At 72.0% G+C, this 15,098-nt stretch carries 12 protein-coding genes; 5 read left to right on the forward strand and 7 right to left on the reverse strand.

The genetic code is table 11. The features are described 5' to 3' along the window. Nucleotides 1–211 precede the first annotated feature (211 nt). Nucleotides 212–1,063 carry a VOC family protein gene (locus tag ACFOGJ_RS27035; protein ID WP_379906399.1) on the reverse strand — a complete coding sequence of 284 codons (852 nt, stop codon included), beginning with the start codon at nucleotides 1,061–1,063 and terminating at the stop codon, nucleotides 212–214. A gap of 183 nt (nucleotides 1,064–1,246) precedes the next feature. Between ACFOGJ_RS27035 and ACFOGJ_RS27040 the strand changes: the two genes are divergently transcribed. After that, nucleotides 1,247–1,765 (forward strand): hypothetical protein, encoded by a 519-nt coding sequence (locus ACFOGJ_RS27040; protein WP_379906400.1) that lies wholly within the window; start codon nucleotides 1,247–1,249, stop codon nucleotides 1,763–1,765. Nucleotides 1,766–1,769: 4 nt separating this feature from the next. Here the strand turns inward: ACFOGJ_RS27040 and ACFOGJ_RS27045 are convergent, their stop codons facing one another. The 6 genes from ACFOGJ_RS27045 to ahpC all read right to left on the reverse strand — a co-directional run bounded on the left by ACFOGJ_RS27045 (nucleotide 1,770) and on the right by ahpC (nucleotide 9,798). Continuing rightward, nucleotides 1,770–2,753: an NADPH:quinone oxidoreductase family protein gene (locus ACFOGJ_RS27045; protein ID WP_379906401.1), complete on the reverse strand. Its 984-nt coding sequence runs from the start codon at nucleotides 2,751–2,753 to the stop codon at nucleotides 1,770–1,772. A gap of 171 nt (nucleotides 2,754–2,924) precedes the next feature. Continuing rightward, nucleotides 2,925–3,335, reverse strand: coding sequence for a diacylglycerol/lipid kinase family protein (locus ACFOGJ_RS27050; RefSeq protein ID WP_379906402.1), 411 nt, complete (start codon nucleotides 3,333–3,335; stop codon nucleotides 2,925–2,927). Nucleotides 3,336–3,344: 9 nt separating this feature from the next. Next, entirely contained in the window at nucleotides 3,345–3,848 is a 504-nt protein-coding gene (locus ACFOGJ_RS27055; protein WP_379906403.1) for a diacylglycerol/lipid kinase family protein, read from the reverse strand. A 127-nt stretch (nucleotides 3,849–3,975) separates the two neighbouring features. Next, a complete protein-coding gene (locus tag ACFOGJ_RS27060) occupies nucleotides 3,976–7,368 on the reverse strand; it encodes a carboxyl transferase domain-containing protein (RefSeq protein WP_379906404.1) in 3,393 nt (1,130 codons plus the stop codon). A 144-nt stretch (nucleotides 7,369–7,512) separates the two neighbouring features. Then, nucleotides 7,513–9,105, reverse strand: a complete 1,593-nt coding sequence (ahpF, locus tag ACFOGJ_RS27065; protein WP_379906405.1) for an alkyl hydroperoxide reductase subunit F — start codon at nucleotides 9,103–9,105, stop codon at nucleotides 7,513–7,515. 129 nt (nucleotides 9,106–9,234) lie between these two features. Then, nucleotides 9,235–9,798, reverse strand: a complete 564-nt coding sequence (gene ahpC, locus ACFOGJ_RS27070; RefSeq protein ID WP_379906406.1) for an alkyl hydroperoxide reductase subunit C — start codon at nucleotides 9,796–9,798, stop codon at nucleotides 9,235–9,237. Between the two features lie 207 nt (nucleotides 9,799–10,005). On the opposite strand from ahpC, the gene ACFOGJ_RS27075 reads away from it, so the two are divergent. The 4 genes from ACFOGJ_RS27075 (at nucleotide 10,006) to ACFOGJ_RS27090 (ending at nucleotide 14,979) form a co-directional block, all read left to right on the forward strand. Next, nucleotides 10,006–13,398, forward strand: coding sequence for an intermembrane phospholipid transport protein YdbH family protein (locus ACFOGJ_RS27075; protein ID WP_379906407.1), 3,393 nt, complete (start codon nucleotides 10,006–10,008; stop codon nucleotides 13,396–13,398). 146 nt (nucleotides 13,399–13,544) lie between these two features. Next, nucleotides 13,545–13,769: a YnbE family lipoprotein gene (locus tag ACFOGJ_RS27080; protein ID WP_379906408.1), complete on the forward strand. Its 225-nt coding sequence runs from the start codon at nucleotides 13,545–13,547 to the stop codon at nucleotides 13,767–13,769. Between the two features lie 72 nt (nucleotides 13,770–13,841). Next, the gene (locus ACFOGJ_RS27085) at nucleotides 13,842–14,180 is read left to right on the forward strand and encodes a DUF1318 domain-containing protein (protein ID WP_379906409.1); all 339 of its coding nucleotides are present in this window, start codon (nucleotides 13,842–13,844) and stop codon (nucleotides 14,178–14,180) included. Nucleotides 14,181–14,220: 40 nt separating this feature from the next. Next, entirely contained in the window at nucleotides 14,221–14,979 is a 759-nt protein-coding gene (locus ACFOGJ_RS27090; protein ID WP_379906410.1) for a TetR/AcrR family transcriptional regulator, read from the forward strand. Nucleotides 14,980–15,098 lie beyond the last annotated feature (119 nt).

A 15,098-nucleotide genomic window follows, 5' to 3' on the forward strand; every position in this document is an offset into this window, starting at 1 on the left:
TGGCTCATCAAAGCTCCTCCTCACGGAGCTTGAATCACTGTTCGCAATCCCATGCTACAAATTTATGAGTTTACGACCTAGCGCATCGGGCGGCGTCTCTCCCAGTGCCTGCAGCAATGCGGCGGCAAAGGGCGCGGCGGGCGTGGCCTATCCCAGATGCCCGCCGGGCAGGCGTCGGATGCCTGCAGATGCGGCACCGGACCCTCTTGCTTCAGCCGGCCTCGACGACCATCAGGCAGCCGGCGGCCTGGTCGGGCGGCAGCCAGGTGCGGCCACCGGCCTCCCGGGGCGCGAAGCCGGACTGGCGCAGCCGGCCGGCGAAATCCGCCGGCTGCGGATGGGCGACCGCAAAGCCCACCAGGCGATCGCCCCCGCCCGCCAGCGCCGCGCCGGGGAACTCCGCCTCGGCCTCGTCCGGCGTAAGGATCCGCAGCGCCACCGCGCCGATCCGCAGGGCAATGGGCCGGCCGTCGTCGCGCCCTGCGCCCCATACATCCACATAGTGGGCCGCCACGGCCTCCGGGTCGTCCGCCACGGCGATGATCGCGGTCATCCGGGACACGCCGTTCGCACGGCTGGTGAAGTCGGGTCGCAGGTAATGCTCTATGGTCCTGTACTGGCAGAGGTTCCAGTAGAACGGCGACTGCCCGGGGCGGGGGATGACGACGGCGAAGGACGGACGGATCGTCTCGCCCGACGGCAGGACCCAGTCGCGCTGGATCGGCACCGGCCCCTCCGCCGCATAGCCGCGGCCGCGCAGGGCCCGGGCCGAGGCCTCCGCATCCGCCGAACTCAGCACCATCGAGACCGGGCGGCCCGCGGGGCGCAGGATCGCCGGCATCAGCGGTATCGCCTTTTCCGCATCGTCGAGGGCCATCAGCTCGATGAAGTTGGCGGCGCCGTGCCGCAGCTGGGGAAAGCTGATCAGCCTGTTGCTCAGGCCCGGCATCTGGCTGCGCGGCGTCGCCGTGAAGCCCATCCGTTCGAAAAGTACGCCCGCCTCCTCGCTGTCGGCCACGCTGACCATCAGATGGTCGATATCGACGAACGCGGTCTCGCCCATTGCCCGTTCCTTCCCCTTCGTCGCGCCGGGCGGCCAATGGCCATCCGCCGGTCGAGGATGATCGCAAGCTTCGGGCGGAACCGCCATGTCGCGCCATCCGGCCGCACCGGATCCAAAGCCGTGGCACCTGTCGGTGGCGGATGCTAGACCAGCGGCCTGCTATCGTCCGAACGGAGGGGTCCGGTGTCCGAGCATTCTTCGCGATCACAGCAGAGCGAGCTGTCGCAGCGCCTGAAGCGCCTGCCGGGGCAGCTTCTCCTGGCGCTGGTGAATGCCACCGCGGTCCTGGTGATCCTGGCCGCGATCCTGGTCCTGGTCGCGATCGGCCGGGCGGAGGATGTCGCCGGCCGGGTCTCCGCCACCGTGACCGAGGCGCTGGCCGCGCACCTGCCCGGCAAGCCCGGTGCCCTGCGGGAGGAGATCGCCGGCCTGCGCAGCGACCTTGCTGCCTTCCGCAGCAATGCGGGCACATCCGCGGACGCAGCGGCGGCCCGCCTGGACGCGCGGATCGCCGGGCTGGAGGCGCAGCTCGGAGAGCTTCAGGGCAACCTGCAGCAGCTGTCGGCGGCCGGCGCCGACATCACCCGGAAGACCGCCGAGGAAGCCGGTGCCGCCATCGGCCAGTCCTTGGGCGCGGTGCTCGCCTGTCGCCAGCCGGCCCTGGCGGACGCATCCGCGCAGCCGCCGGCTGCGGCCGACTGACGGGTCAGCTGCCGGCGACTTCCAGCACCACCCTGCCCTGCACCTCGCGGTCGGCAACCATGCGCATCGCCTCCGCCGCCTCGGCCAACGGCAGGACGCGGTCGACATGGGGCGTCAGCCGGCCTTCCGCGACCAGGTCGACCACCTTCTGCTGGGCAGCGGACGAGTCCTCGGGGCAGCGGTCGTTCCAGGCGCCGACGAAGGCGCCGACCACGGCATAGTTCTTCAAGAGCGGCAGGTTCATCGGCAGGGAGGGGATCTCGCCCGCGACGAAGCCGATCGGCATCAGCCGGCCGTTCCAGGCCATCAGCCGGCCCATCGTCATGAAGGTATCGCCGCCCAGCATCTCGAAGCAGACATCGACACCCGCGCCGTCGGTCAGCGCCTTGATCCGCGAGCGCAGGTCCTCGGTCCGCAGGTTGATCACCTCCGACGCGCCGTACCGGCGCACGATCTCCGCCTTCGCATCGTCGCCGATACCGGCGATCACCCGGGCCCCCAGCATGCGGCCGACATCGACGGTCGCCAGGCCGACCCCGCCGGCGGCGCCGGTCACGAACAGGGTCTCGCCCGGCTGCAGGTTGGCCTGTTCGACCAGGCTGTACCAGGCGGTCAGATAGCCCTGCGCAACAGTGGAGGCGGTCTTCAGGTCCACCTCGTCGGGCACCGTGGTACAGCGCCAATGCTTGATCGCCATGCGCTCCGCGAAGGCACCGTACCAGCCGGTGCCCACGACCCGGTCGCCGGGGCTGAAGCCGGCCACTTCCGGACCGACCGCGACCACCGTGCCGGCGGCGTCGGTGCCCGGCACATAGGGCAGGTCGGGCCGCAACTGGTAGCCGCCCTGGGTCATCAGCAGGTCCATGAAATTGACCGCCGCGCTGTCGACCGCGATCACCACCTCATCCGCCGCCGCAACAGGTGACGGCGCATCGCCCAGCGCCAGGGCGTCCGGCCCCTCGAAAGCATGACAGAGCATTGCCCTCATGCGGCACCCTCCCGACACGGGGGCATGGCGGCAGGCAGTCTCACGGCTTCGGTTCGGGTCATGTGGCTCATCATCCGGCTGGCAGGAATCATGCCGGCCCGGCGGCTGCCGGGCCATGCTGCACTGCAACCATAGCAGGACCTGGCGGGGTTTGCGGAACCGGCGCCCGCCTCAAGCCAAAGCCGGGGCGGGGTAGTGCGCAGGGACGGCCAGGTGGACCTCCTGCTCTGTCAGGCCGATCACCGCCGGCAGTCCGGCCAGGATATCGCCATCGCCCTGGACCGGGTCGCCGGGCGGGCCGGCCACCTCGACCCGCTGCGCCGGCACGATGCGCACCATGGCGCTGCGCTCCAGGCGGCCGAACGCCAGCGCCGTGAGGCAGGCCGCCATCGCCGGCGCGCCGCTGCGCAGGAACAGTGCCGCATGCAGCTGCGGCACCGCCTGGTCGGCCTCGGGCGCCAGGACGAAGCGTCCGCCGTAGAGCCGTCCGCGGGCCACGATCAGGGTCGAGGTGTCGCACCGCTCGCCGTCCACGCGGACCTCCAGCAGCGGAAAGCGATAGACCGCCAGCTGGCGCAGCATCTCACGGAATTAGGCGGCCTTGCCCAGGCGGCGCTTGACCGGCTTGGGGATCGCCCGCACCGCATGGGCGTCGAAGCCGATGCCCGCCATCATCATGAAGCGGCGGCCGTTCACCACGCCGGGCCGCACCGCCAGCCGCCGGGGCGCCAGCAGGCAGGAAACGATCTGATCCGGTCCCGTGCCCAACCCGATTTCGTGCGCCAGGACGTTCGCGGTGCCCAGCGGGATCAGGCCCAGCGGCGGCGAACCGGCGTGAAGGCCGTTCACCGCATCGTTGATGGTGCCGTCGCCGCCGGCCACGGCGATCAGGTCGAAGGCCTGCCGGTCCGCGGCACGGGCCAGGCGCATCGGATCGCCGGCGCCCTCGGTCCGGCGCACGACGATCTCGCAGCCGGCGGTGGCCAGCGCGCCCAGAACGGAGCTGAACCGTTCGAAGCGCCGCCAACTGGCGGCATGGTTGTGGATGACCAGGATGCACAGCCTGTCCGGGCCCGGCGGCACGGGAACATGCATGGCGATCGTCTTGCCCCCTGAAGCGATCGGCCCGCGCGGGTAACCGGGTCAGGAAGGCAGGCGCGCCGGAAATGGGAACTGCGACCGCTCTCCGCCTGCCTTCCTGTGCGGTGGCGGGGAAAGCGCCCTACCAGGCGTCGATCATCGGCCGCTTCTTCCCCTCTCGCGGCGGAACGGGGCGTTGCGCCGCCAGCAGGCTGGCCAGCCAGTGCCGGGTTTCCGCCGGGTCGATGGTGTCGTCGATGGCGAAGCTGGTGGAGCGGGCCAGCGCCTTGCCCTCCTCGTAGGCGGCGGCGACCATCTCGTCATAGGCCTGCCGCCGCGCGGCAGGGTCCTCGATCGCGGCCAGCTCCGCCCGGTAGCCAAGCTTCACCTGCCCCTCCAGCCCCATCGAGCCGAACTCCCCCGTCGGCCAGGAGACGGCGAAGTTCGGCGCGCGGAAATTGCCGCCCGCCATGCCGATCGCACCCAGGCCATAGGCCTTGCGCAGCACCACGGTGAAATAGGGCACCGACAGGTTGGCACCGACCACGAACAGCCGCGCGGCATGGCGCACCAGGGCGGTACGCTCCGCCTCCGGCCCGACCATGATGCCCGGCGTGTCGCAGAGGAACAGCAGGGGGATGTCGAAAGCGTCGCAGAGCTGCATGAAGCGCGCCGCCTTGTCCGACCCCTCACTGTCGATCGCGCCGCCCAGATGGGCGGGATCGTTCGCGACGATGCCGACCGGCCGGCCTTCCACCCGCGCCAGGGCGGTCACCATGGTACGGCCGAAGCCGCCGCGCAGTTCCAGCATCGAGCCTTCGTCGGCGAGGGTCTCGATCACGCGCCGTACCTGGTAGACCCGCAGGCGGTTCTCCGGCACCAGGCTGCGCATCCGTCGCTGGTCGGGCGCGGTCCAGTCGCGCAGGCGGCCCTGGAAGTAGGACAGGTAGCGCCGGGCGACCGAAACCGCCTCCGCCTCGTCGGCGGTGACGCAGTCGATCACGCCGTTGGCCGCCTGCTCCGACACCGGGCCGATCTCCTCCGGCGTGAAGATGCCCAGGCCGCCGCCCTCGATCATCGCCGGACCGCCCATGCCGATATTGGCGTCGGCCGCGGCTATCACCACGTCGCAGCAGCCCAGCAGCGCCGCATTGCCGGCGAAGCAGCGGCCGGAGACGATGCCGACCATCGGCACCAGGCCCGACAGGCGGGCGAAATGGTGGAAGGTGTTCTGCCCGACGAAACCGCCGTAATCGCCGTCGCCGGGCCTGCCGCCGCCGCCCTCGGCGAACAGCACCAGCGGCATGCGGCCGCGCTCCGCCACCTCCAGCAGGCGATCGGTCTTCCAATGGTTGTGGACACCCTGCGTGCCGGCGAAGACGGTATAGTCGTAGGCCAGCACCGCGGCCCGCGCCTGCGGATCGTCGAACAGGTCGCCATTGACCCGCCCCACCCCGGTCACCAGGCCGTCGGCCGGGCTGCGCTCCAGCAGGTCGGCCATGTCGCGGCGGCGGCGCTGCGCCGCCACCACCAGCGGCCCGTATTCCACGAAACTGTCCGGATCGACCAGGTCGGCGACATTCTCCCGCACCGTGCGCTGGCCGGTCTTTCGCCGCCGGGCGACGGCCGCCGGCCGGCCCGCATCCGCGGTCATGGCGCGGCGGGCCAGCACCTCCGCCAGGTCGGGGCGGATATGATCCGGATCCTCCGCCTCCACCGTCGCGGCGGTCGGGCCGCCGCCCTCAGCCGGCTCCAGCACCAGCAGCAGCTCGTCCTCCCACAGGGTGTCGCCGGGGCCGGCATGCAGGGCGCGGACGATGCCGGAGGCTTCCGCGGCGATCACATGTTCCATCTTCATCGCCTCCATCACCGCCAGCTGCGTACCGGCGGCGACCCGGTCGCCCTCCGCAACCGCCAGGGAGACGATGGTCCCCTGCAGCGGGGTGCGCACCGCCTGCATCCCGTCGGGCACGGCCCGCTCGGCGGCGGCCCCCGCCGCCTCGCCGCGGCCCGACGATTGGCCATAGGCCAGCACGGCCAGCGGATCGCCATGGTCGACCTGTGCGCCGGCACGGGCCGCACGGCCGGCGCCCGCTACGGCCGGTGCCGGCGCCGGAGCATGAAGCTGCGGATGGTCCGCCGCGGCAACCAGCGCGCCGGCATGGGCGGCGACGAAGCCGGTGTCGACCGCGCCGGCCCGCACCGCCTCGTGGCGCAGCAGCGCCTGCAGGAAGGGGATGTTGGTCGGCACCCCGGCAATGCGGAACTCGCACAGGGCGCGATAGGCCCGCGCGGCCAGGTCTTCCGGCCGGCCCGACGGCGCATGCACGATCAGCTTCGCCAGCAGGGAATCGTAGGCCGGGCTGGTGGCGAGGCCGGCATAGCCGCAGCCATCGACCCGGATGCCCGGGCCGGAGGGCGGCTCGTAGACCGACAGGGTGCCGCCGCCGGGGCGCGCCTCGCCATCGGCCGTCATCGTCTCGGTGTTGATCCGCAGCTGCATCGCCATGCCGCGCGGCGCCGGCGGCGGTCCGTCCAGGCCCAGCGCCGCCAGGTCCGCGCCGGCGGCGAGCCGCAGCTGCAGTTCCACCAGGTCCATGCCGGTCACCGCCTCGGTCACCGTATGCTCCACCTGCAGGCGGGGATTGGCCTCGATGAAGAAGAAGCTGCCCTCTGCCGGGTCGACCAGGAACTCGACAGTCCCCAGGCCGCGATAGCCGGCGGCGGCCGTCAGCCGCACCGCCGCCTGCAGCAGCCGGTCGCGCAGGGCCGGGTCCAGGCCGGGCACCGGCGCCAGCTCGACGATCTTCTGCCGCCGGCGCTGCAGGGAGCAGTCGCGTTCCCACAGATGCGCCGCGGCCACGCCGTCGCCCAGGACCTGCACCTCGACATGGCGGGCCGCCGTCAGCAGGCGCTCGACATAGAGGGTGCCGTCGCCGAAGGCGCTCTCCGCCTCCGACCGGCAGCGGGAGAAGGCCTCCTCCAGCGCCGCCGGGTCGGTTACCGGCCGCATGCCGCGGCCGCCGCCGCCGGCCACCGCCTTCACCATCACCGCCCCGCCCGGCCCCAGCTCCGCCAGGAATGCCCTTGCCGTGGCGAGGTCGGTCGGCGCCGCGGTGCCGGGCAGGACCGGCACGCCCTCCGCCTCTGCCAGCCTGCGGGCGGCATGCTTGTCGCCGAACAGCGCCAGCGCCTCCGGCGACGGGCCGACGAAGGCCAGGCCCGCGCCTGCGCAGGCGCGGGCGAAATCCGCATTCTCCGCCAGGAAGCCATAGCCGGGATGGATCATGGTCGCGCGCGCGGCGCGGGCGGCATCGATCACCGCGGCGATGTCCAGATAGGCCGCAACGCCGCGCCCCGGCAGCTGCACCGCCGTATCCGCCATGCGGACATGCAGGCCGACCGCATCGTCGACCGGGTGCACGGCCACGCTGGGGAGGCCCAGCGCCGCCGCGGTGCGGCAGATCCGGATGGCGATCTCGCCGCGATTGGCGACGAGCAGCCTGCCCGTCTTTTCCCCCTTGCCGTCTGTCATCTGGCGACGCGTCCTCCCCGTTTCCCTGTTTGCCGGGAAGGATAGCGGGCAGGCGGGGGCCTGAGAAAGAAAGATGCGGCACCGCTCATCGCGGCGCCGCATCCTGTCTTCAGTCGGAAGGCCCGCCTTCGTCAGGTTGCCAGGTCAGGCCGCCTTCGCCGCCCCCTCCGCTTCGGCGGGGGCCATGCGGATCAGGTGGTCGAAGGCCGAGAGGGCGGCCTTGGAGCCTTCGCCCATGGCGATGACGATCTGCTTGTAGGGCACGGTCGTCGCATCGCCGGCGGCGAAGATGCCGGGCACCGAGGTCTCGCCGCGGGCATCGACCTCGATCTCGCCGCGCGGGCTGAGGGCGATCGCGTCCTTCAGCCATTCGGTGTTCGGCAGCAGGCCGATCTGCACGAACACGCCCTCCAGCGCCACCTCGTGCAGTTCGCCGGAGGTGCGGTCCTCGTAGGTCAGGCCGGTGACCTTCGCGCCGTCGCCGGTCACTTCCGTCGTGCGGCCGGAGGTGACGATCGCCACGTTCTTCAGGCTGCGCAGCTTCGCCTGCAGCACCTCGTCCGCGCGCAGTCTGTCGTCGAACTCGATCAGGGTGACATGGGCGGTGATCCCGGCCAGGTCGATCGCCGCCTCTACGCCGGAATTGCCGCCGCCGATCACCGCGACCCGCTTGCCCTTGAACAGCGGGCCGTCGCAATGCGGGCAATAGGCCACGCCCTTGTTGCGGTACGCCTCCTCGCCCGGCACGTTCATCTGCCGCCAGCGCGCGCCGGTGGCCAGCACGATCGTCTTCGCCTTCAGCGCCGCGCCACCGGCCATCCGCACCTCGTGCAGGCCGCCCGCCGCGTTCGCCGGAACCAACTTTTCCGCCCGCTGCAGATTCATGATGTCCACGTCATATTCCTTGACGTGGTTCTCCAGCGCCGCGGCCATCTTCGGCCCTTCGGTATGGGCGACGGAGATGAAGTTCTCGATCCCCATCGTGTCCAGCACCTGGCCGCCGAAGCGCTCTGCCGCCACGCCGGTGCGGATGCCTTTGCGCGCGGCATAGATCGCCGCGGCCGCGCCGGCCGGGCCGCCGCCGACCACCAGCACGTCGAAGGGGTCCTTGGCGGCGATCTTCTCCGCCGCCTTCGCCGCCGCGCCGGTGTCCAGCTTCGCCAAGATCTGTTCCAGGGTCATCCGGCCCTGGGCGAAGGGCTCGCCGTTCAGGTAGACGCTGGGCACCGCCATCACGCCGCGGGCCTCCACCTCGTCCTGGAAAAGGGCGCCGTCGATCGCCTCGTGCCGGATCTTCGGGTTCAGCACGCTCATCAGGTTCAGCGCCTGCACCACGTCCGGGCAGTTCTGGCAGGACAGCGAGAAGAAGGTCTCGAAGCGGTAGTCGCCGTCCAGCGCCTGCACCTGCTCGATCACCTCCGGCGCTTCCTTGGACGGATGCCCGCCCACCTGCAGCAGCGCCAGGACCAGGGAATTGAACTCATGGCCCATCGGCAGGCCGGCGAACCGCACGCCGACATCGGTGCCGGCGCGGTTGATGGCGAAGGAGGGCCTGCGTACCCCATCCTCGTCGCGCTGCACCAGCGCGATCCTGTCGGACAGGCTCTCGATGTCCTGCAGCAGGCCCAGCATCTCCTGCGACTTGGGGCTGTCGTCCAGGGCGGCGACCAGTTCGACCGGCTGTGTCACCCGGTCGAGATAGCCGCGCAGCTGTTGTTTCAGATTGTCGTCCAGCATCTTGGTTCCTCCGATCGGGGCGGATGCACCGGTGGCGGTCATGTGAGGGGATGGCCGACCCGCCGGCGCATCCCGGCCGCGCGCATTACGCGACCGGGACCGCCGCAGGTCAGACGAACCGGCGGGCGCTCAGATCTTGCCCACCAGGTCCAGGGACGGGGCGAGGGTCTTCTCGCCTTCCTGCCACTTCGCGGGGCAGACCTCGCCCGGATGGTTACGGACATACTGCGCGGCCTTGACCTTGCGCAGCAGTTCCTTGGCGTCGCGGCCGACACCGCCGGCATTGATCTCGACGATCTGGATCACGCCGTCCGGGTCGATGACGAAGGTGCCGCGGTCGGCCAGGCCGTCCTGTTCGATCATCACCTCGAAATTGCGGCTGATCGTGCCGGTCGGGTCGCCGACCATCGTGTAGTCGATCTTGCCGATCGCCGGCGAGGTGTCGTGCCAGGCCTTGTGCGAGAAGTGGGTGTCGGTGGACACGCTGTAGATCTCGACGCCGAGCTTCTGGAACTCGGCATAATTGTCGGCCAGGTCCTCCAGCTCCGTCGGGCAGACGAAGGTGAAATCGGCCGGGTAGAAGAAGACGACCGACCACTTGTCACGCAGGTCGGCATCGCTGACCTCGAAAAACTTGCCCTGCTTGAACGCCGTGGCCTTGAACGGCTTCACTTCGGAATTGACCAAGGACATCAAAACTCTCCATCTCTGAACGCTGTCGCCAGCGTCTGACTTCGCGGTGTGCTTGCGGGCCGTGCCGCGCCGCAGCGATCATTGTGCGCCGCATCACGTCCTCGCAGTGAGAATTAGTCGCACTCAAAGCACTTGTGAAATCGTTTGTCCCGATCAGACCGATTGGCGGGACCTATCGGCCGCCGTGAATTGTTCTACCCTGCACCCATGCGATGGCTCTGGATCATCCCCGCGGCCCTCTGCGGCCTCCTCCTGGTCGCGGCCACAGCTTTCTGGTTCGCCCGCCTGCCCCTGGCGAACGGGCTGCTGGCGGCGGCCCTGGACCGCGCCGGCATTGCCGGCGCGGCGGAGGTCGTGCGGCTGGACTGGGACGGTGCGGCGCTGCGCGACGTCGACCTGGGCGGCCATCGCGCGGAGCGGATCGAGATCGCCTATGCGCCCCGCGACCTGGTCGCCGCGGGCCGGGTCGACGGGATCGGGATCCATGGCCTCCGCCTGTCGGTCGACCTGACCGCGGACCACCCGCTCGGCCCCCTGCCCGACCGGCTGGCCGCCCTGTTCGCAGGCGACCCGACCGCGCCGCCGACCGCCGGGCTGCCGGCCCTGCCGGCGCTACGGCTGGACGATGCCCGCATCGCGCTGCAGACCGCGCGCGGCGCGCTGGAACTGGCGCTGACCGGCGGCATCGCGGCGCCGGATGCCACCGGTGCGCAGGCCGTCGACCTGTCGCTGGTGAGCCGGCCCGGCGACGGCGCCGAGGGCAATCGTGGCCTACCGCCCAGGCTGGCCGGCCGGCTCCAGGGCATCTACATCCCCGGCGACGGCAATGGCACCGACCTGTCCCTGATCCTGTCCAGCGGCGACAGTCCGGCGGCAGAAGGCCTCGACCTTGCCGCAGAAGCCGCCATCGCTGGCGGCGACCTGTCCCTGTCGCTCGACCTGTCCGGCGGCGCGCCGGTGGCGGCGGGCCTTGCGGGCCTGCCGGCCGAAATGCAGCCGGCGGCAGGCCGGGTCGGGCTGGACGCCGCGGCGACAGTGCCGGCGGAACCCGTCCTGGCGGGCCATACCGGCCGCCTGCCGGCCCTGTTGCGCGCGGCCGATGCCCGGCTCGAGGTCGCCGGCCTGTCGCTGCCGGGCCGGCTGCAGGGGCTGGACCTGCAGGCCGCGGCACGGCTCGACCCCGGCAGGCAGGACGGCCGGCTTCTGCTGCTGCCCGCCCGAATCTCGGTCGCCGTCCTCGACCCGGCCTGGCTCGCCGGCCTCGGCCTGCCGCAGCCGGTCGCGGCCGCGCTGCAGAGCGGCGGCACGATCGACATCGGCAGCAGCGGCCCCGCGCCGGTGGTCCTGACCCCGGACCCCGCGACCGGCCTTGCCGGCGGTGCCATGGCCGCGGTGCTCGACATCGAGGCAGGCCTCACGGCAGCGGCCGGGGGCCGTCTCGGGGCCCGGCTGCAGGGGCAGGTGCGGGCCCCGTCCGACGCCCCGGCAGCAGAGGCGGCGGCATCGCCACCGGTCACGGGCAGGATCGGCGGGCAACTGACGGCGACGGACCTGGACCTGCCGGGACTGGCGAATGTCGCGGCCGCCAGCCTGCCTTTCGCGGCACAGCTGCAGGCCGAGGGGCTGGCCGTCGACCTGCAGGCACCCCTTTCGGCCGAGGGCCTGCGCCTGGCGCCGACCCTGGCCGCGACGCTCGTGCCGGCCGGCTGGGAGGAGGTGGTGTCGCGGCCCTTCGACCTGTCGGCGGCCGGCGCGCAAGGCCGGGACGCCGGCCTGTCGGCGACAGGCGGGGGCTGGCGGCTGACCCTGCCGCCGCAGCTCCGGCTCCAGTCCGGTGCGACGGTGCTGGAGGCCGGTCTGGACGGCAGCATCGCCTTCGGCGCGGACGGGCAGCCGGCACAGATGCAGGTCGATATCGCCGATGCCGGGCTGCGCGCGCTGCCGACCCCCGCCGGAGAGGTCCGGTCCCTGGCGCTCTCCGGCAGCCTTCAGGGTGCGCCCCGCGCGATGGCCGGCGACTTCCGGCTGCGCGCCGACCTGGATCGACTGGATACCGCCGGCGCGGCCGGCAGTCCTGCGCTGGAGGCGGAGCTGTCGGCCGGCCTGGCCTGGGACGAACGGGCCCTGACCCTGTACCTGACGGCACCGGGCAGCCTGGTCGCGTCCGGGCTCGGCGCGCCGGACGGGCCGCGGGTGGAGCGGGCGGCGCTGACCCTGGCCGATGTCAGCCTGGCGCAGACGGCGGCGGGGCTGCAGCTGACCGCGGACGGCAGCCTGGCCCCGCTGCAGGCCGACCTTGACGGCGACGGCCGGTTCGACGACCTGCAGGCACAGGCGGAGCGGATGCACCTCGACCTGACCCTGCCGGGGACGGGCTCGCCGCAGGGCCGGGTGCAGCTCTCGGGCCTCCAGGCTGCGCTGTCCGGGCAGGGGGTCGCACTCGACGGCGGGGCGGCAACAGTCGACCTGGCAGACGGGATCGCCAGCCTCGACATGACCGGCGGCGGGCTGCGCTCCACTGCGCCCGCGCCCCTTTTCCCGCCGCTCTCGATCACCGGACAGGCACGGCTGGGCGCCGCCGAGGCAACCTGGCGGGCGCGGCTGCGCGGCCTGAACGGCGCGTTGGAGGCGAACCTCTCCGGCCGGCAGGACCTGGCGCAGGACCGGGGCACGGCGCAGATCCGCCTGGAACCCCTGCGCTTCGGCGCCGGCGGCGTGCAGCCGGGCGACCTGAACGAATCCCTTGCCGTCCTGGAGCAGGCCGGCGGCAGCCTGTCGGGCCAGGCGGACCTGAAACTGGGTGCGGGCATCGACGGCAGCGCCCGGCTGCGCCTCTCCGATATCGGCTTCACGGTGGCCGGCACCATTGTGGAGGGGCTGGACCTGGAGCTCGCGCTGGACCGGCTGATGCCGCCGGCGAGCCCGCCCGGCCAGGCCTTCTCTGTCGACCGCATCGATGCCGGGGTGGCCCTGCAGGACCTGACAGGCACCCTGCGGCTGCAGCCGGCGGCCGGCGGCAGCGAGCTGCTGGTGGAGCAGGCGCAGGCCGCCTTCCTGGGCGGCCGGCTGCGGCTGCAGGATGCGGTGATCGACCCGATGGCGGCCCGCTACGACCTGGCGCTGCAGCTGGAGGAGGTGGACCTGGAGCGGCTGCTGGCGCTTGCCGACATGGAGGAGGTGTCCGGCACCGGCCGGATCAGCGGCACCATCCCCGTCACCGTGGCCGACGGCACCGTGGTCGTGCGCGACGGCGCGCTGGATGCCCTGGCGCCCGGCGTGGTCGCCTTCCGGTCCGATGCGGCGCGCCGGGCGCTCGCCTCCGGCGGCGAACAGGTCGACCTGCTGCTGCAGGCGCTGGAGGATTTCCATTACGACGTGCTGCGGATGACGGTGGACAAGCCGGCCGACGGGGAGAGCCGGGTCTTCCTGAAGCTGGAGGGCAGCAATCCCGCGGTGCTGGACGGCCATCCCTTCGTCCTGAACATCAGCCTCACCAGCAATGTGGCGCCGCTGCTCGCCGCCCTGTCGCGCGGCACGGAGATTTCCAGCCGGCTGGTGCAGCAGCTGCTGGGCGGGCTGGTCGCCGGCGCCGCCCGATAGCCGGGCGGGAACCGGCTTCGCCGCCGGCGCGTTTCGCTTCGCTGGAAGGGCAGGCCCCCCTGTGCTAGCCATTCCGCAGGGCCGACAGGTGACGGGCGATGCGCCCGGGCGCGACCACGGGAACAGCCATGCAGCAGATATTCCCCATGCAGCAGATCTTGGGATGCCAGTCCTTCCGTCGCGGCGGGCCGGCGATCCTTGCCGCCGCCGCCGCACTGGTGCTGCTGGCCGCCTGCGAGCCCACCGTGCGGGTGGAAGCGCCGCGGGAGCCGATCACCATCAACCTCAACGTCAAGCTGGATGCCGATGTCCGCGTGCGCCTGGAAGAGACGGCCCGCAAGGACATCACCAGCAACCCGGACATTTTCTGAGGCATGACGCGAATGGCCCCAGGGACGCAGCCGCAACCGGAAAACAGCATCGACAGGGAACGGGTGAGCGCGATGACGAGCCGACGCCTCTTTCTGGCCGGCCTGACAGCTGGCGGACTGGCCGCCGCGCTGGCGGCCCCCCGCAGCGCCGCGGCGCAGACGCCGGAGGAAATGCTGCGCGCAGGCACCGCGGGCGAGCGCTTCGACGGCTATATGGAAGCGCGCGACCCCGGCGCCGCGTCCGCGGTGGCGGCGATCAACGCCAAGCGGCGGGCGGTCTACCAGGAACGCGCCACCCAGCAGGGCGTCCCGGTGGAAGCGGTGGCGAAGGTTTATGCCGGCGAGATCATCAACCGCGCGCCGCCCGGCAGCTGGATCCTGCAGCAGAACGGTTCATGGGTGCAGAAGTAGGCCTGCCCCGGACCGGCGGCGGCGCTCGACCAGGCCGGCCATGAGCCGGTCCCGGCGGGAGGGCAGGGACCGCAACGGCGAAGGGCGCGGGGGCGAAGGACGCGGAGGCGAGCCGCGCGACGGCGAGGAACGCGACCGGTCGGGCCGCCGCGGCTACCATCACGGCAATCTGCGCGAGGCCCTGATCGAGGCGGCGCTGGAGCTGATCGCGGCGAAGGGCACCGGCGGCTTCACCTTTGCGGAGGCCGCCCGTTCCGCCGGGGTCAGCCCGGCCGCCCCCTACCGCCACTTCCGGGACCGCGACGCGCTTCTGGCCGATGTCGCCCTGCAGGGCTTCGAGCGGTTCGGGCAGGCCCTGGCCGATGCCTGGGACGATGGCCGGCCCGACCCGCATACCGCCTTCGAGCGGCTGGGACGCACCTATCTGGCCTTCGCCCGCAGGGAACCCGCCTACTATTCCGCGATGTTCGAAAGCGGCCTGTCGCTGGACGACCATCCCGACCTGCGCCAGGCCGGCGACCGCGCCTTCGGCATCGTGCGCCAGGCGGCCGAGGCGCTGGCCGCCACCCTCCCCGCCGGCCGGCGCCCGCCGGCGATGATGATGGCGCTGCACATCTGGTCGGTGTCGCATGGCATCGCGTCGCTGTTCGCCCGCGGCGATGCCGGCCGCCGGCGGCTGCCGATGAGCCCGGAAGACCTGCTGGAGGCCGCCCTGCTGATCTACCTGCAGGGCCTGGGGCTGCACTGGCCCGGACAGGCGCCGGACGGCTCCCCCGACTCCCCCCCTCGCGACGGCTGAGCGATTTTCCACCGCGATGCGCGATTCTGCATCTCCCGCCCTTGAAAGGGCACGCCGCAATGCGCACATCCGTGAATGTTAAACACATTCACATTGGAACTCGGGCACATCGGAAATTG

The sequence above is a fragment of the Marinibaculum pumilum genome (assembly GCF_042646425.1).
Classification (GTDB): Bacteria; Pseudomonadota; Alphaproteobacteria; order Ferrovibrionales; family Ferrovibrionaceae; genus Marinibaculum; species Marinibaculum pumilum.